This window comes from Pseudomonas sp. NIBRBAC000502773, assembly GCF_006517195.1.
GTDB classification, from domain to species: domain Bacteria; phylum Pseudomonadota; class Gammaproteobacteria; order Pseudomonadales; family Pseudomonadaceae; genus Aquipseudomonas; species Aquipseudomonas marginalis.
Window position 1 is genome coordinate 103,037 of sequence record NZ_CP041189.1, and the last position, 16,175, is coordinate 119,211.

Here is a 16,175-nt window from a genome sequence, read left to right on the forward strand (position 1 = left end):
CCGAGCTGTCCTGTTCAGCCAAGCGAGTGTCCTGTTCAACCAAGCCGCAGTGGCAAAAGAGGCCTAATTTGTTCTCCATTACTACCCGGAATGATCCGACCCCGAAAGTGCTGGAAGTGTTTGAACAGCCTCAAGTCTTCCCGCCGATCATCGATGAAATCAAGGAAAATCATGGCCATTATTCGACCCACGCTTGATCAACTGCAGGACCTCGCCACCCAGTTGCACATGCAGCTGACGCCGGAGCAGGCTGCGCAGTACCTGGACCTGATGCAACCGAGTTTCGACGCGTACGACCTGGTCGATGAGCTGCCTGATTTCGTTCCGCCCGTACGCTACGAACGCAGTTCGGGCTATCGCCCCTCGGACCGGGAAAACCCGTTGAACGCCTGGTACTACCGGGCCGAAGTGAACGGAGCCCGTGAGGGCCTGCTGGCCGGCAAAACCGTCGCGCTGAAAGACAACATCGCCCTGGCTGGCGTGCCGATGATGAATGGCGCCGCGCCGCTGGCCGGTTTCGTGCCGTCATTCGACGCCACCGTGGTCACGCGCCTGCTGGATGCCGGGGCGACGATCCTGGGCAAGGCCACCTGTGAGCATTACTGTTTGTCCGGCGGCAGTCATACCTCTGACCCTGCCCCCGTGCACAACCCCCATCGTCACGGTTACGCCGCCGGCGGTTCTTCCTCGGGCAGTGCGGCGTTGGTCGCGGCCGGAGAGGTGGACATGGCCGTTGGCGGTGATCAAGGCGGGTCCATCCGAATCCCGTCGTCCTTCTGCGGCACCTACGGCATGAAGCCGACCCACGGCCTGGTGCCCTACTCCGGGGTCATGGCGATTGAAGCCACGATCGACCATGTCGGCCCTATTACCGCCAACGTGCGCGACAACGCGCTGATGTTGCAAGCCATGGCCGGCGCGGATGGGCTTGACCCGCGCCAGGCTGCGCCGCAAGTCGACGACTATCACAGCTACCTGACGAGGGGCGTGCGCGGGCTCAAAATCGGTGTGTTGCAAGAGGGCTTCGCACTGGCCAACCAGGACCCTCGCGTCGCCGAGAAAGTGCGTGACGCCATCGCTCGTCTCGAGGCGTTGGGCGCGCAGGTCGAGGCGGTGTCCGTTCCCGAGCACAACCTGGCGGGCTCGTTGTGGCACCCCATCGGCTGCGAAGGCTTGACCATGCAGATGATGCATGGCAACGGCGCGGGCTTTAACTGGAAAGGCCTCTACGATGTCGGCCTGCTGGACAAACAGGTCGGCTGGCGCGAGCAGGCCGACCAATTGTCCGCGTCGCTCAAGTTGTGCATGTTCGTCGGCCAATACGGGCTGAACCACTACAACGGACGTTATTACGCCAAGGCGCAAAACCTCGCGCGCTTCGCCCGGCAGGGCTATGACAAGGCGCTGCAGACCTACGACCTGCTGGTGATGCCGACCACGCCGATCATTGCCCAACCTCACCCACCGGCGGATTGCTCGATCACTGAGTACGTGGCGCGCGCGCTGGAAATGATCGGCAACACCGCGCCACAGGACATCACCGGGCATCCCGCCCTGTCGATTCCATGCGGGCGGGTAGACGGCCTGCCCGTCGGGCTGATGCTGGTCGCCAAACACTATGCCGAAGGCACCCTTTACCAGGCTGCGGCGGCGTTTGAAGCCTCCGTGGACTGGCGCACGCTCTGAGCCGTCTACGGGCGCCGCCGGCGCCCGTAGAACAATAAGAAATCCAATGACTTTACCACCGTGTTGACTGATAGGAATGACCCCATGAGTACAGCTACTTCAACGCCCGGCGAAAGAGCCTGGGCATTGTTTCAAGTCCTCAAGAGCAAGGAACTCATCCCGGAGGGCTATGTCGAGCAGCTCACGCAATTGATGGAGCACGGCTGGAGCCCCGAGAACGGCGCCCGTGTGGTGGCCAAGGCGTGGGTCGACCCGCAGTTCCGGGCACTGTTGCTCAAGGACGGCACCGCGGCCTGCGCCCAGTTCGGCTACACCGGCCCCCAGGGCGAATACATCGTCGCCCTGGAGGACACGCCGACGCTGAAGAACGTGATTGTCTGCAGCCTGTGCTCCTGCACCAACTGGCCGGTCCTCGGCCTGCCACCGGAGTGGTACAAGGGTTTCGAGTTCCGCGCACGCCTGGTCCGGGAGGGGCGCACGGTACTGCGCGAGCTGGGGACGGAGTTGCCCCGGGACATGGTGGTCAAGGTCTGGGATACCAGCGCCGAAAGCCGCTACCTGGTGCTGCCGGTCAGGCCGGAAGGCTCAGAACACATGAGCGAAGAGCAGCTTCAAGCGCTGGTGACCAAAGACGTGCTGATCGGCGTCGCCCTGCCCCGCGTGGGCTGAAAACAACACCTCATCATCGTTCACTCCCGGAGTTTTGATTATGGATGGCTTTCACGATCTCGGCGGTTTCCAAGGCTTTGGAAAAGTCCCTCACACCATCAACAGCCTGAGCTACAAACAGGTGTTCAAGCAGGACTGGGAGCATCTGGCCTACAGCTTGATGTTCATCGGTGCCGACCACTTAAAAAAGTTCAGCGTGGACGAAGTGCGTCACGCCGTCGAACGCCTGGATGTGCGCCAGCATGTCGGCACCCAGTACTACGAACGCTACGTCATCGCGACCGCCACCCTGCTGGTCGAAACCGGCGTGATCACCCAGGCGGAGCTTGATCAGGCCTTGGGCACCCACTTCAAACTGGCGAATCCCGCCCATGCCGAGGGCCGCCCGGCGATCACGGGGCGGCCGCCCTTCGAGGTGGGGGATCGGGTGGTGGTGCGAGACGAATATGTGGCTGGACACATCCGCATGCCCGCCTACGTGCGCGGCAAGGAAGGCGTGGTCCTGCACCGCACGTCAGAGAAATGGCCGTTCCCCGACGCAATCGGGCATGGCGATGTAAGCGCCGCCCATCAACCCACCTACCACGTCGAGTTTTCCGTGAAAGACCTGTGGGGAGATGCGGCCGATGAGGGTTTTGTCGTGGTCGACCTGTTCGAAAGCTACCTGGACAAGGCCGCCGGCGCGCGCGCGGTGAACCCATGACAGACGGCGCCCAGGCAAGCCGACTGCCGGTGACGGTCCTTTCGGGCTTCCTCGGCGCCGGCAAAACCACCCTGCTCAACCACATCCTGCGCAATCGCGAAGGCCTGCGCGTGGCCGTCATCGTCAACGACATGAGCGAAGTCAATATCGATGCCGAAGAAGTGCAGCGCGATGTCGCGCTGCACCGTGGTCGCGATGAGTTGATCGAGATGAGCAACGGTTGTATCTGCTGCACCCTGCGCGCCGATTTGCTCGAGCAGATCAGTATGCTCGCACGCCAACAGCGTTTCGATTACCTGCTGATTGAATCCACGGGGATCTCCGAGCCGATGCCGGTCGCGGAGACGTTCGCCTTCCTTGACGCTGATGGCTTCAGCCTCAGCGAACTGGCGCGTCTGGACACCTTGGTGACGGTGGTCGATGGCAGTCGCTTCCAGGAACTGCTCGAATCGCCGGACACCGTTGATCGCGACGACGCCACGCCAGACGCACCCAAGCGCCACCTGGCCGATCTGCTGATCGAACAGGTGGAGTACGCCAACGTCATTCTCGTCAACAAGCTGGATCTGATCGATGCAGCGCAGTATCAGGCCGTGCAGGCGATCCTCACGGGGCTTAACCCGACGGCGCGGATCATGCCGATGGCCCACGGTAACATCCCGTCAGCCAGCCTGCTCGGCACCCATCTGTTTGATTTACCCAGCCTCGCGGCGTCGCCGGGCTGGATGCGGAAAATGGAGGCGACCGACGCGCCGGTCTCCGAGTCGGACACCTATGGCGTGACGTCCTGGGTGTACCGTGAGCGCGCGCCTTTCCACCCGCAGCGGTTGCTCGACTTTCTCCAGCAGCCCTGGAGCAACGGGCGGTTGCTGCGCAGCAAAGGTTACTTCTGGCTCGCCAGCCGCCACCTGGAAACCGGCCTGCTGGTGCAAAGCGGCAAGCGGTTCCAGTGGGACTATGTCGGGCGCTGGTGGAACTTCATCGAGCCGTCGCAATGGCCCCGGGACGAATACCGGCTGCTGGGCATCAGGGCCAAATGGGACAGCGTGGTCGGCGACTGCCGGCAGGAGTTGGTGTTTATCGGCCAGGGCCTCGACACCGACGCGTTACAGCGTGAGCTCGACCACTGCCTGCTGAGCGCCCAGGAAATCGCCGCCGGCCCACTGGCCTGGCAGGCGCTGCCAGGGGCGACCGCCTTTGACCGACAGGCCCTTGCCCGCCCCCCCACACAGCCCATGGCGATTGCCCCCATTTGATCCGAGATAGAGGTGCCCCATGCTCTTTTTCAGCCGAACCAGCCGCTGGGTATTGGCTCCGCTTGCCGACAGACTGGATGAGCCTGACCAGGCGAGTACACCGCTGTCGTCGAGCAACCCGTTATTGCGACGCATCCTGGCGGGCGTCGAGACATTGCTGCAAGAGCGGCGAGCCCTGAAAGCACAGACACACGCGCTGGCATTGGAAGCCACCCAATTGGCCGAACACCTGGCCCGCCGCGACGCGCTTTTACAGGAGCAGGAAGCGCGCTGGGCACTTATCGCCCAAGGCGCAGGTGAACTGTTTTGGGAACTGCAACCGGCAGGTATTGCTGCACCCGCACCGGAGTGGGCTATGAAGTGGACAGGGTCCGCGTCGATCCCGACCCAAGGTATTGATCAACTTGGCCGCTGGAACGAGCACCTGCACGCGACGGACCGGCAACGCCTGCTCGACGCGCTGGCCCGGCACCTGGCTGATCGCAGCGGGCGAACGCCCTTTGCGCTGGACGTACGCATGGCCCTTGCATCAGACGGTGACTATCGTTGGTGCAGGATCAGCGGCGTCGCGCGCCGGGATGCGCAAGGGGTACCGGTCGCCATCGGCGGAAGCCTGCGTGACATTCATGAACAGCGCCTGCACGAAGAGTCACTCGAACTGGCGGCCACACGCTTCGAGATTTCCCGTGAAATGCTCCATGACGGGCTCTGGGACATTGAGGTGGTGGCGGGTGACCCGGCGAACCCGAACAACACCATCTGGTGGTCTTCGCAAATGCGGCGACTGCTGGGGTACACCACGGTTGAGGAATTTCCCAATACATTGGAAAGCTGGACCTCACGCTTGCATCCAGACGACAGCGCGCGGGCAATCGCGGCGTTTGTCGCCCACGTCGAAGACCACAGCGGCAAAACACCCTTTGATGTCGATTATCGGCTCAAGCACAGCAGTGGCAATTACCGCTGGTTTCGCGGCCGTGGGCAAACGCGACGCGCAGAGGACGGTTCCCCGCAAAGGGTGGTGGGCGCCATTACCGATATCCATGCCCACCATGAAGAAAACAGCATGCGTGAGGCTCAGGAACACCAGCACCGTGTGATGCAGGAGACCCTGCGCAAGCTGACGCACATTGTCGCCACCATCCAGGGCATCGCCAGCCAGACCAACCTGTTGGCCTTGAACGCCGCCATTGAAGCCGCCCGCGCTGGCGACGCCGGACGCGGGTTCGCGGTGGTCGCCGATGAAGTGCGCAAGCTGGCGACCCGCACCAGCCAGGCGACCCAACAAGCGGCCGACATGATGGACAGCTAGCGCCACCGCGCCGAGTCGTGAGCAGCGCAACTATTGGCCGTACAAACCCAACAATAAGAACCAGGTATCGTTATGCGTGATTATCAAGCTGTGGCCACATCCTTCAATTACCAGCAGACCGCCGAACTGGCTTTGCAAGGCGACCTGACTGCCCTGAACGCCTGCGTCGAATGCTGTGACCGACACGCCCACGACGACGCCGTGGCGTTGTATTGCGAAGCGCAGGATGGCAGCGCCGCCCAATACACATTCAGCCAATTGCAGGCCAGCGCTGCCCGCTTCGGCCATTTTTTGCGCGAGCAAGGGGTAAAACCGGGCGACCGGGTTGCCGGCCTGATGCCGCGCACGGTTGAACTGCTGATTGCCATCTTGGGGACCTGGCGGGTGGGCGCGGTCTATCAACCGCTCTTCACCGCATTCGGTCCCAAGGCGATCGAGCAACGATTGGGCTGCTCCAACGCGCGCTGGATCGTGACGGATGCGCAGAACCGTCCCAAGCTGGATGAGATCGGCAACTGCCCAAGCGTGATCGTAACCGGTGACAGCCCTCAGAACCTCGACGACTACCCGTTCTGGAGCATCCTCGACGGCCAAGACGTCGAGTGCGAACCGGTACTGCTGGACGCCAGCGCGCCATTCCTGCTGATGTGCACATCGGGTACCACGGGGCCGGCCAAGCCTCTGGAAGTGCCGTTGCGCGCCATTCTGGCCTTCAAGGGTTATATGCGCGACTCCATTGGCCTGCAGCAGGACGACCGGTTCTGGAACCTGGCCGATCCCGGCTGGGCCTATGGCCTGTATTACGCGGTGACCGGCCCGCTGGCCTGTGGTCATGCCACGCTGTTCTACAACGGCCCTTTCACGGTGGAGAGTACGTGCCGAGTCATTGCCAAGTACGCCATCAGCAATCTGGCCGGCTCCCCGACGGCGTACCGCCTGCTGATCGCCGAGGGGGCAGCGTTCGCCGACGCCGTGCGCGGCCGCCTGCGTGCCGTCAGCAGTGCCGGCGAGCCGCTCAACCCGCACGTGATCCGCTGGTTTGCCGAGCAGCTCGGCGTGACCATTCACGATCATTACGGCCAGACGGAAATCGGCATGGTGTTGTGCAATCACCATGGTTTGCGTCACCCGGTCCGTGAGGGCTCGGCGGGTTATGCGGTGCCCGGCTACCGCATCGTCGTGCTGGACGACGCGCATCGGGAATTGCCGGCGGGTCAGCCGGGCGTCCTGGCGGTGGATCGCGAACGCTCGCCCCTGTGCTGGTTCGACGGCTACCTGGGTATGCCCACCCGGGCCTTTGTGGGGCGCTATTACCTCAGCGGCGACAGTGTGGAGCTGAATGACGACGGCAGTATCAGCTTCGTCGGCCGCAACGATGATGTGATCACCACGTCCGGCTACCGCGTCGGGCCGTTCGACGTCGAGAGCGCGCTGATCGAACACCCGGCGGTGATCGAAGCGGCGGTGATCGGCAAACCCGACCCACAACGCACCGAGCTGATCAAAGCCTTTGTCGTGCTCGACAGCCAGTACCAGCCCAGCGCCGAGCTGGCCGAAGTACTGCGGCTGCATGTACGGCAGCGCCTGGCCGCCCATGCTTATCCCCGGGAAGTGGAGTTCGTCGAGCAACTCCCCAAGACCCCCAGTGGCAAGTTGCAGCGCTTTATCCTGCGCAATCAGGAAATTGCCCGGCAGCAGGCGCCGGGGGCATGAACCCGTGGCCGGTGTGCCGGAGCGCCAGGCGTGCGCGCAATCCAAGGCAAAGCGTGTGCTGAACCGATCAGACTTCCAGCGCAAAGCCTCGGAGTTATTCAAGGAGCGCAGTTTCAACCAGGTCAGCATGCGTGAACTCGCCGCGCATGTTGGTATAAGCCCGGGGGCGATTTATCACCATGTGGAAAGCAAAGAGGCGCTGCTTTACGAACTGCTGATGGAGCTGTATCAAACCCTGTTGTCCCAGGTGCACGGCATCAAGAATCGCCGATTGGCACCCGATCAACGCCTGGCCCAACTGATCGACCGTCACCTTCAATTGCATGAACACATGACCGGACACTTCAAGCTCGCGGTCATGGACGCCAATTGCCTGGGCGACTCGATGCAGGCAAACGTCCAGCAACTGCGGCGTGCCTATGAGTCGGAAATAATGGATCTGATCGGCCAGGCAGGCCATCCACCGGGCGGGCCGTTGCGCGAGGGCGCGCTCACGGCCATTTTGCCCATGCTGAACAGTCTACCCACCTGGTTAAGCCCGATGCTCGATAACGCCCAGCGGCGAACGATTACGAAGACCATTGCCTGTGCGGTGTTACAGGCCATTGATTCCCTGCCCTGAGCCCACCATGACCCATACTGAAACCCCAGGCTGGCCCGAGGCGGATTGCCGGAGCGCCTTATCAATCAGCACAGAACCGCGAACCGTCAGCGCCGCTGGTGCATGGATTGCAGAATCGCCGCCGAGATCTGCTCAAGGGGCACCTCACGCTCCACCGCGCCGAGCTTGAACGCCTCCTTGGGCATGCCATACACCACGCAGGACTCTTCATCCTGGCCCAGGGTGCGGGCGCCGTTGTCGTGCATTTCCTTCAGGCCCCGGGCGCCATCGTCGCCCATCCCCGTCATGATGATCCCCAGTGCGTTACCGCCAGCACTGCGGGCCACCGAACGAAACAGTACATCAACGGAAGGTCGATGCCGGCTGACCGGAGGTCCATCGACAATTTCCACCTGGTATTGGGCACCGCTGCGCTTGAGCACCATGTGCCGGCCACCGGGGGCAATCAGTGCGCAACCGGGGATAACCCGGTCACCGTTCTTCGCCTCCCTGACCTCGATCTCGCACAATCGATTGAGGCGCTCGGCAAACGCGGCGGTGAAGTGTTCGGGCATGTGCTGCACGATGACGATGCCCGGGCAGACCCTGGGCAAGGCGGTCAACACCAACTCCAGGGCCTGGGTGCCGCCCGTGGACGTACCAATGGCGACAATGTTTTCGGTGGTGCGCGCCATTGCCTGGGTGCCCGCCGGCAATATGACGTCGGCCGTCAGCTTGGCGGGAGCGCGTTCGCTGGAAGGCACCATGCGCTTCATGTTGGCCCGCGCGGCGGCCTTGACGGCCCCCGCCAATTCATCGGCACTGTCGGTGAGAAACTGGCGCAGGTTGAGTTGTGGCTTGGTCACAATGCTGACCGCGCCGGCCGCCAGTGCCTGCATGGTGGTGGCCGCGCCCTTTTCGGTCAGCGTGGAGCAGATGACCACGGGCGTGGGGTGTTCGGCCATCAACTTCTTGAGGAACGTGATGCCATCCATCCGTGGCATCTCCACGTCCAACACAATCACATCCGGCCATTGCTTGTTCATTTTGTCCATGGCGAACACCGGGTCTGCCGCCGCGCCGATAACCTCGATAGCGGGGTCTTGCCCCAGGGTCGCCGTGAGTACCTGACGTACCACAGCGGAATCATCAATGATCAGCACTTTGATAAGGCTCATGTCGCACGTTCTCCATGAGGGCTGCTGGGGGTTCACTTCAAGGCCAGGTAGTTGAGTTCGATTTCGCCGTTGGCCAGATCGAACACAATCGTCCGATAACCCACGCCTTCCACATGGAAGTGTTGACACCGCAACTGATGCAGATCGAGCAGGCGCATGGCCTGTTCGACATTGCGCTGGCCGACGTAATCATTGTCCGAGCGCACAAGCCCGGGAAACATGTTGCCACCGCCGAATACGCTGATCCTGAACTCCGTCGGCAGGGCCTTGATCGACTGTATTCGAGCGAGCAACAGTTCAAAAGCTTCGTTGCCGTAGCGACCATTCAGGACGCCCTGTTTGGTCACGGCGCGCTGTGGCAGCAGGTAGTGACACATGCCCCCCAGCAAGCGCCGGGGATGCCAGAACACCAATGCAACACATGATCCCAGCACCGTACGCAGGCGAATCGCACCCGAGCCGAAAAACCAATCGCCGGGATTCAGGAACACCTCGTTGGGCGGTCGACTGTCAGGCATGCGGCCTCCGGTAGATGGAAGGCTTGACCAGCCGCAGCTCATCGGTGATGCCGTTGAGGCTCTCCGAATGGCTGACCAGAAAGTACCCACCCGGCTTGAGGTGACTGACCAGGCGCTTGACCACCTGCACTTTGGTGTCGTTGTCAAAATAGATCATCACATTGCGCAGGAAGATCACGTCGAACATCCCCAGCTTCGGCAACGGGTTATTCAGATTGATCGACTGGAAATCGATCTTCGCCGCCAGCGCCGGGTCGACCATGAAACAACCGTGGTTGGCGCCCACGCCCTTGAGGCAATACTTGTTCAACAGCGCCTCGGGAATGCCGCGTATGCCGTCGAGGGGATAACGCCCAAGGCGGGCTTTTTCCAATACCCGGCTGCTGATATCCGACGCGACAATCTCCCAGGGCCGGCCGGCGAGGTTGTCCGCCAGGACCATCGCCAGGGTATAGGGTTCTTCGCCGGTCGAGCAGGCGCCACTCCATATACGCAACGGCCCGCTGCCCCGCAGCTCGGGCAGCGCGACATCGCGCAGGAAGTCAAAATGCTTGGGCTCACGGAAAAAGTAGGTCTCGTTGGTGGTCAGCATGTCCACCGCTACCTGCAACTCCACGCTGTCCTTCATCAGCACCTTGTAGTAAGCGCCGTAGGTATTGAGCTTGAACACTTGCAGCCGCTTGGCCAGGCGAGCGCTCACCAACTGTTTCTTGGCATCGGACAGGCTGATGCCGGCGATTTGATAAATGAGGTCACGAAACTGCACGAACTCGGCGTCAGAGAGGATCACGTTCATCAGGACATTCCCCCAGCCTGTTCAGGCGATCGAAGGTAGCGAAGACTCAAGGTTGGCCAGCGCATCGACCTGTTCCAGGGACAACACGCGACCGATGTCCAGCAACAGCACGAAACCGCTCTCCAGTTTGCCGATGCCCAGTAAAAAGTCGGCCCTGACATCGGTGCCGAAATTCAACGACGGCTCGATGTCCTGGTCGGCGATTTCCAGGACCTCGCTGACCGCATCGACAATAATGCCCACTGGTTTGCGCTGGGCATTGGCCTGCACCTCAAGGATCACAACGCAAGTCCTTGGAGTCTGCACCGTGCGTTCGCCGCGAAAGCGCACCCCCAGGTCGAGCACGGGCACCGCCGCGCCGCGCAGGTTAATCACCCCGCGTATGCTGGGAGGCAGCAACGGCACGCTGGTGATCGGCCCGTATTCGATGATTTCCCGGACGTTGAGCGTGCCCACGGCGAACATCTCCTCCCCCAGCACAAAGGTGAGGTACTGGCTCGGGCTCGAGACGCTGGCATTGCCTGGACTGTCAATGGGTGGGGCCATGATTCACCTCGGGTCACATACGTTTTCGTCTTCATCAGGGGCGCTTCGCACCCCGGCGCGGGGCAAGCCCGCTCACCACAACAGCTCTATCCGCCGGGGAGATACCTAGACAGCGATCAGGCCGGCTATCTCATCGACACACAGCACATGCTCGATCTGCAGGAGTGTGACGAACTCGCCTCGCACCTTGGTCATCCCCCCGATGAAGTCGGTGCGAATGTGATTGCCGAACGCCGGAGCAGGCTTGATATCGATCTCGAGTATCTCGATCACTTCGCTGACCGAGTCCACCACCACCCCCAGGACCTGGGATTCGCCCTCCTTCGCCACCTCAAGAATGACGATGCAGGTGCGACTGCCCAGTACCGTCGTGCCCTTGCCGAAACGCGCCTTGAGGTCCACGACCGGCACCACCGAACCGCGCAGGTTGATAACCCCCCGCAGGAATTCCGGCATCATCGGTACGCTGGTCACCTGGTTGTATTCGATGATTTCACGAACGCTCAGGGTATTGACCGCGTACATCTCCTCGGCCGCCAGGAAGGTCAGGTACTGCAAGGGTTCATCCACTGGCGACGCAGCTTCGACAGCGCCCTGCATCACCGCTGAGGTGCCCATGGGTCAACTCCCGAAGCGGACGAAACCGCCGTCCGAGGAGCGACTGTCCAGGTCCTGCGTGGACATCGCTCGGCTGATCTGCGGCATCGAGACATTGCGCCCGACACGTTTGCTTTGCACGGTGAAAAACCCCATGAGTTCCTGCAGCTGCTCGGCCTGGCCACTCATTTCCTCGGCCGTCGCCGCCAGTTCCTCGGAGGCCGACGCGTTTTGCTGGGTCAGCTGGCTCATCTGCGACATCGCGCTGTTGATTTGTTCGGAACCGATGGATTGTTCTTCCGAGGCCGCCGCAATTTCCTGCACCAGGTCGGAGGTCTTGGCAATCGACGGCACAATCTCGTCCAGCAGGTTGCCCGCCCGTTCGGCCAGGGCCACGCTGTTCTTGGCCACTTCACTGATTTCCTGTGCGGCAATCTGGCTGCGCTCCGCCAGTTTGCGCACTTCGGCCGCGACCACCGCAAAGCCTTTGCCGTGCTCGCCGGCCCGTGCCGCTTCGATTGCCGCGTTGAGCGCCAGCAAGTTGGTCTGGTAGGCAATGGAATCGACGATGCCGATTTTTTCGGCAATGGTTTTCATCGCCGCCACGGTGTCCTTCACGGCTCGACCGCCTTCCGAGGCTTCCTTGTTGGCTTTGCCCGCCATGCCATCGGTGACCTTGGCATTTTCGGTGTTCTGGGAAATGGACGCCGACATTTGCTCCATCGACGCCGAGGTCTGTTCGACTGATGCCGCCTGCTCGGAAGCCGACTGGGCCATGCTTTGGGCGGTGGCGGAGATCTCTTCCGAAGCACTCGACAGCGAGTCCGCCGAGCCGCGCACTTCGCCGATGATTTCCGAGAGTTTTTCCACGGTGCCATTGACCGAGTGCTTCAGCTCCAGGAACTTGCCCTGGTAGTCGCCGGTAATGCTGCGGGTCAGGTCGCCGGCGGCCATCGCCGACAGCACCTCCATGGCCTCGGTGATCGGTACGATGATCGCGTCCAGAGAACCGTTGATACCGAGGATGATGCGGCGGAAATCGCCCTGGTGCCGGGCGGCGTCAGGGCGGGTGTCCAGCTTGCCGATCAGCGCACTGTCGCTGATCTCGCTGGTGTCTTCCACAAGGGCCAGGATATTGGCGCGCAGTTGCTCGACGTTTTCATTGATAAAGGCTTTCTTGCCGGGGAAACGCTCCAGGGGCGCGGACAAATCCCCTTCGCCGAACGCGCGAATACAGGCCATGGCCTTTTTCTTCACGTTGATATGGCCGTTGACCATGTCATTGATGCCCTGGCCGATATCCCGGTACGACCCCGAGAAGCCCTCGACATCGATCATCACGTCAATGTCACCTTTTTCATGCTCGCTGGACATGTGCTGCATTTGATTGATCAGCGCCAGGATGTTGGTGCGCAACAGCTCGATGTTGTCGTTGATAAAGGCTTTTTTGCCGGGGAATTGTTCCAGGGGCGCAGACAGATCACCGTTACCGAAGGAACGTATGCAGGCCATGGCTTTTTTCTTCACCGCGATGTGGCCGTTGACCATATCGTTGATGCCCTGGGCCATGGAGCGGTAACTGCCATGAAAGCGGCCGGCATCGATCTGTGCATCGATCTCGCCCTTGTCGTGCTCACTGGACATACGGTCCATCTCCACGATCAATTCATGCAGGTTCGCGCCCAACTGCTGCATGCTCGCCATCAGGCTGGTGGTGTCTCCCGCCTTGAGCGTTGCCTTGGCATTCAACTCGCCGGCCGATAGGCGTGCCGCATAGGCTTGCACCACGGTAGGTTCCGCCCCGAGCCGGCGCATCAGATTGCGCCCCAGCAAGACACCGATCAGCAGGGTAGCCACCAGGGTCAGGCCGCTCACCAGCAGGATGAGGGTGCGTGCGTTCTTCTCGGTGGTGGTGGCAAGCACCTGGCCCTTGCGCCCTAGTTCCAGGTTGTATTCACGCAGCTCGCCGATCGCCGTGAGCACGGCGGTCTGCAGGGGCTGGCTCGTCTCGATCAACGCACGGGCCGAGGCCTGGTCACCGTCATCCATCAGCTTGTCGAAGTGGGTCTGCAACGCCGCAAACTCAGCCAAGTGGCCACGCAGTTGTTTCAACAACGCCGCATCGTGCTCGTCAGAGGTCAACTCGGCCTGATAGCGATCCAGGGCTTTGCCAACGGCACTGAAATCCTGCGCCACGCTGGCCGCGTAAGCCGCCACGCTATTTTTGTCTGGCTCGTTCAAACGTTGCCATTGCAAGGCGTGCAGGTCGGTGAAGGCCGCGGCGGCGCGGTCGATCTCCAGCAGGCTGGGCACTGTATTGACGTTGGCATAGCTGGCGCTCGTATTGATTTCACCGGCCAGGTACAGGCTGGTGCCACCCAACACGAAGACACCCAGCATGGCTGTGAAAACCAGCAACATGATATTTCTGATAACAGTCATGGCGAGGCACTCCTGATGACGCTTCAATGAGTCGATAAAGGGCTTGGGATCGAACGATGGGGGGTTTCCTTGGCAACCTGTCCTAGCAAATTCGGGATATCCAGGATCAGCGCAACGGCTCCACTTCCGAGGATGGTGAACCCGCCCAGCCCATGGGCATCACCAAACACTTTGCCCAGTGGCTTGATCACGGTTTGGAACTCCCCCTGCAGGCGATCGACCACCAGGCCGGCACGCAAACCTGCGTATTGCACGACGACCACGTTTTCCCGGTTGCCTCCAGGCTCTTGCACATCAAACATGTCGCGCAGCCGCAGGATCGGCAGCACCTCCCCCCGCAGGTCCAGGTAGCCGGTTTCGGTGCCCCGCTGAGGGGCCAGCTCGATGCACTCCTCCACCATGTTCAGCGGAATCACGTAAGAAGCCTTGCCCACGCCGATCAGGAAACCGTCAATGATCGCCAGCGTCAGCGGCAGGCGAATGCGCACCGTGGTGCCCTGCCCGACTTCGCTCTCGAGGCTGACGCTGCCGCGCAACGCCGTGATATTGCGCTTCACGACGTCCATGCCCACGCCACGGCCGGACAGGTTGCTGACCTGGTCGGCGGTGGAGAATCCCGGCTCGAAAATCAGATTCAGGATGTCTTTGTCCGACGGCTGCTGGGCCTCGCCTACCAGGCCACGCTCACGGGCCTTGGCCAGGATCTTGTCCTTGGCCAGGCCACCGCCGTCGTCGGACACCTCGATCACAATGCTGCCGGATTCGTGATAGGCATTCAGGCGTACCGTGCCCTGGGCCGGCTTGCCCCGCTGGAGGCGCGTCGACGCAGGCTCAATGCCGTGGTCCATGGCATTGCGCACCAAGTGGGTCAGCGGGTCGCCAATGCGTTCGACGACGGTCTTGTCCAGCTCGGTCTCACCGCCGCCGATGTGCAGCACGATGTCCTTGCCCAACTCTTTGGAGACGTCCCGCACCACACGCTGGAACCGCGTGAAGGTTGCGCCGATCTGCACCATGCGCAGGGTCAGCGCCGAGTCGCGGACTTCCTCGACCAGCCGCGATAACAGGCTGGTGGATTCGATCATCTCGCCAATCCCACTGCGTACCGCCACCAGGTTGGCGCCGGCACCAGCAATGATCAGCTCGCCGACCAGGTTGATCAGTTGGTCCAGCTTGGCGGCATCGACCCGAATCAGGTTGCCTTCATTGCTCGCCGCGCTTTTGCCGGCCTTGACCGGCGGCGTTGTCGACTCCTGGACATCAGGCTCGCTGCGCGTTTCGACCGGCGCCTGCTCGGCGTCCTGGGTCACAAGCAAGGCCTGGGCCTCGGTCAATGTGCCGCAACGCACCAGCAGCTCGACCAGCGTGGCGTTGTCTTCCGGCAACCCGTCGAGATGGGTCCGACACGCCTGCACCGTGGCATTCGGTGCAAGGATGCGAACCAGCGCGTCCTCGCGGACAAAATCAAAGGCGCCGTCGATGACCTCCAGGGAAGCGTCGCTGGCCAGTGCGAGTTCAAACCCGAGGTAATTGGTCTCCGGGTCCATGGCGGTCATGGGCGGCAACCCATCGAACAAGGTAACGGTATGCAGCAAGCGCCCCAGCGTGCTCAGGTAACGCAGGAACGCCAAGGGGTCCATGCCATTGCGCAACACATCCGGGCCAAAGCGCAGCGACAAATGCCAATGGCCGGGACTGGCGCCTGGCTCATCCGCCGGCGCCGGCGCTTGAAGGGCCGGCGCCGGGGTCGAGACCGCAGCGTCCAGATACAGCGACAGCCGCTCAATGAGCGCTTGACCCTGAGCCCGCACTGGTTCGTCGAGGCGATCCAGGTTGCCGTCCTCAGCCAGCAGGTCGATCAATTGGCCGATATGGTCACGGGCGTCGAGGAACAACGCACTCAACGCCTCGTCGACGCGCACTTCCAGGCTGCGCACCCGGTCCAGCACGCTTTCGGCGACGTGGGTGAACTCAACGATCGGCATCAAGCCAAACAGGCCGGCCGACCCCTTGATGGTGTGGGCCACGCGGAACAGGCCGTTGATGGTGTCCAGGTCCTGGGGCGACTTCTCGATCTGCAGCAGCGCATCTTCCATTTGCAACAGAAGCTCGCGACTTTCGGCAATGAACGTCTGGAGCACGTCATCCATGTTCATAC

12 protein-coding genes and 4 pseudogenes are annotated in these 16,175 nt (G+C 61.9%); 8 read left to right on the forward strand and 8 right to left on the reverse strand.

Annotated features, from left to right (window positions below):
- Positions 1 to 171: 171 nt before the first annotated feature.
- From NIBR502773_RS00410 to NIBR502773_RS00440, 8 genes and pseudogenes are all read left to right on the forward strand, one after another.
- The gene (locus tag NIBR502773_RS00410; protein WP_141155040.1) at positions 172 to 1,686 is read left to right on the forward strand and encodes an amidase; all 1,515 of its coding nucleotides are present in this window, start codon (positions 172 to 174) and stop codon (positions 1,684 to 1,686) included.
- A gap of 84 nt (positions 1,687 to 1,770) precedes the next feature.
- Complete coding sequence (nthA, locus tag NIBR502773_RS00415; protein ID WP_065941365.1) at positions 1,771 to 2,355, forward strand: nitrile hydratase subunit alpha; 585 nt, start codon at positions 1,771 to 1,773, stop codon at positions 2,353 to 2,355.
- A 40-nt stretch (positions 2,356 to 2,395) separates the two neighbouring features.
- On the forward strand, positions 2,396 to 3,058 hold the full coding sequence (nthB, locus tag NIBR502773_RS00420) for a nitrile hydratase subunit beta (protein ID WP_141155041.1): 663 nt from the start codon (positions 2,396 to 2,398) through the stop codon (positions 3,056 to 3,058).
- On the forward strand, positions 3,055 to 4,314 hold the full coding sequence (locus NIBR502773_RS00425) for a GTP-binding protein (RefSeq protein ID WP_115486100.1): 1,260 nt from the start codon (positions 3,055 to 3,057) through the stop codon (positions 4,312 to 4,314). The genes nthB and NIBR502773_RS00425 overlap by 4 nt, the downstream gene beginning before the upstream one ends.
- Before the next feature lie 355 nt (positions 4,315 to 4,669).
- Positions 4,670 to 5,299, forward strand: a pseudogene (locus NIBR502773_RS31205) (PAS domain-containing protein); the annotation flags it as partial.
- Between the two features lie 111 nt (positions 5,300 to 5,410).
- Positions 5,411 to 5,602: pseudogene (locus NIBR502773_RS31210) on the forward strand (methyl-accepting chemotaxis protein); the annotation flags it as partial.
- A gap of 96 nt (positions 5,603 to 5,698) precedes the next feature.
- Positions 5,699 to 7,339, forward strand: a complete 1,641-nt coding sequence (locus NIBR502773_RS00435; RefSeq protein WP_141155043.1) for an AMP-binding protein — start codon at positions 5,699 to 5,701, stop codon at positions 7,337 to 7,339.
- Positions 7,340 to 7,397: 58 nt separating this feature from the next.
- Positions 7,398 to 7,961: a TetR/AcrR family transcriptional regulator gene (locus tag NIBR502773_RS00440; protein WP_115486301.1), complete on the forward strand. Its 564-nt coding sequence runs from the start codon at positions 7,398 to 7,400 to the stop codon at positions 7,959 to 7,961.
- Positions 7,962 to 8,047: 86 nt separating this feature from the next.
- Here NIBR502773_RS00440 and NIBR502773_RS00445 read toward each other — a convergent pair whose 3' ends face one another.
- The 8 genes and pseudogenes from NIBR502773_RS00445 to NIBR502773_RS00475 all read right to left on the reverse strand — a co-directional run bounded on the left by NIBR502773_RS00445 (position 8,048) and on the right by NIBR502773_RS00475 (position 16,173).
- The gene (locus tag NIBR502773_RS00445; RefSeq protein ID WP_115486103.1) at positions 8,048 to 9,118 is read right to left on the reverse strand and encodes a chemotaxis response regulator protein-glutamate methylesterase; all 1,071 of its coding nucleotides are present in this window, start codon (positions 9,116 to 9,118) and stop codon (positions 8,048 to 8,050) included.
- Positions 9,119 to 9,150: 32 nt separating this feature from the next.
- Positions 9,151 to 9,636, reverse strand: a complete 486-nt coding sequence (locus NIBR502773_RS00450) for a chemotaxis protein CheD (protein ID WP_141155044.1) — start codon at positions 9,634 to 9,636, stop codon at positions 9,151 to 9,153.
- Entirely contained in the window at positions 9,629 to 10,432 is an 804-nt protein-coding gene (locus tag NIBR502773_RS00455; protein ID WP_141155045.1) for a protein-glutamate O-methyltransferase CheR, read from the reverse strand. The genes NIBR502773_RS00450 and NIBR502773_RS00455 overlap by 8 nt, the downstream gene beginning before the upstream one ends.
- 21 nt (positions 10,433 to 10,453) lie before the next feature.
- Positions 10,454 to 10,978, reverse strand: coding sequence for a chemotaxis protein CheW (locus NIBR502773_RS00460; protein ID WP_115486104.1), 525 nt, complete (start codon positions 10,976 to 10,978; stop codon positions 10,454 to 10,456).
- A 105-nt stretch (positions 10,979 to 11,083) separates the two neighbouring features.
- The gene (locus NIBR502773_RS00465) at positions 11,084 to 11,596 is read right to left on the reverse strand and encodes a chemotaxis protein CheW (protein ID WP_373682373.1); all 513 of its coding nucleotides are present in this window, start codon (positions 11,594 to 11,596) and stop codon (positions 11,084 to 11,086) included.
- 122 nt (positions 11,597 to 11,718) lie between these two features.
- Positions 11,719 to 12,436: pseudogene (locus NIBR502773_RS30770) on the reverse strand (methyl-accepting chemotaxis protein); the annotation flags it as partial.
- Positions 12,437 to 12,499: 63 nt separating this feature from the next.
- A pseudogene (locus NIBR502773_RS30775) lies at positions 12,500 to 14,017 on the reverse strand (MCP four helix bundle domain-containing protein); the annotation flags it as partial.
- Positions 14,018 to 14,040: 23 nt separating this feature from the next.
- The gene (locus NIBR502773_RS00475; RefSeq protein WP_141155047.1) at positions 14,041 to 16,173 is read right to left on the reverse strand and encodes a chemotaxis protein CheA; all 2,133 of its coding nucleotides are present in this window, start codon (positions 16,171 to 16,173) and stop codon (positions 14,041 to 14,043) included.
- Positions 16,174 to 16,175 lie beyond the last annotated feature (2 nt).

Bases quoted from the DNA above. Each gene is read 5' to 3' on its own strand.
- NIBR502773_RS00410 (WP_141155040.1), top strand. From the start codon at position 172: ATGGCCATTATTCGACCCACGCTTGATCAACTGCAGGACCTCGCCACC.
- nthA (WP_065941365.1), top strand. From the start codon at position 1,771: ATGAGTACAGCTACTTCAACGCCCGGCGAAAGAGCCTGGGCATTGTTT.
- nthB (WP_141155041.1), top strand. From the start codon at position 2,396: ATGGATGGCTTTCACGATCTCGGCGGTTTCCAAGGCTTTGGAAAAGTC.
- NIBR502773_RS00425 (WP_115486100.1), top strand. From the start codon at position 3,055: ATGACAGACGGCGCCCAGGCAAGCCGACTGCCGGTGACGGTCCTTTCG.
- NIBR502773_RS00435 (WP_141155043.1), top strand. From the start codon at position 5,699: ATGCGTGATTATCAAGCTGTGGCCACATCCTTCAATTACCAGCAGACC.
- NIBR502773_RS00445 (WP_115486103.1), bottom strand. From the start codon at position 9,118: ATGAGCCTTATCAAAGTGCTGATCATTGATGATTCCGCTGTGGTACGT.
- NIBR502773_RS00450 (WP_141155044.1), bottom strand. From the start codon at position 9,636: ATGCCTGACAGTCGACCGCCCAACGAGGTGTTCCTGAATCCCGGCGAT.
- NIBR502773_RS00455 (WP_141155045.1), bottom strand. From the start codon at position 10,432: ATGAACGTGATCCTCTCTGACGCCGAGTTCGTGCAGTTTCGTGACCTC.
- NIBR502773_RS00460 (WP_115486104.1), bottom strand. From the start codon at position 10,978: ATGGCCCCACCCATTGACAGTCCAGGCAATGCCAGCGTCTCGAGCCCG.
- NIBR502773_RS00465 (WP_373682373.1), bottom strand. From the start codon at position 11,596: ATGGGCACCTCAGCGGTGATGCAGGGCGCTGTCGAAGCTGCGTCGCCA.
- NIBR502773_RS00475 (WP_141155047.1), bottom strand. From the start codon at position 16,173: ATGAACATGGATGACGTGCTCCAGACGTTCATTGCCGAAAGTCGCGAG.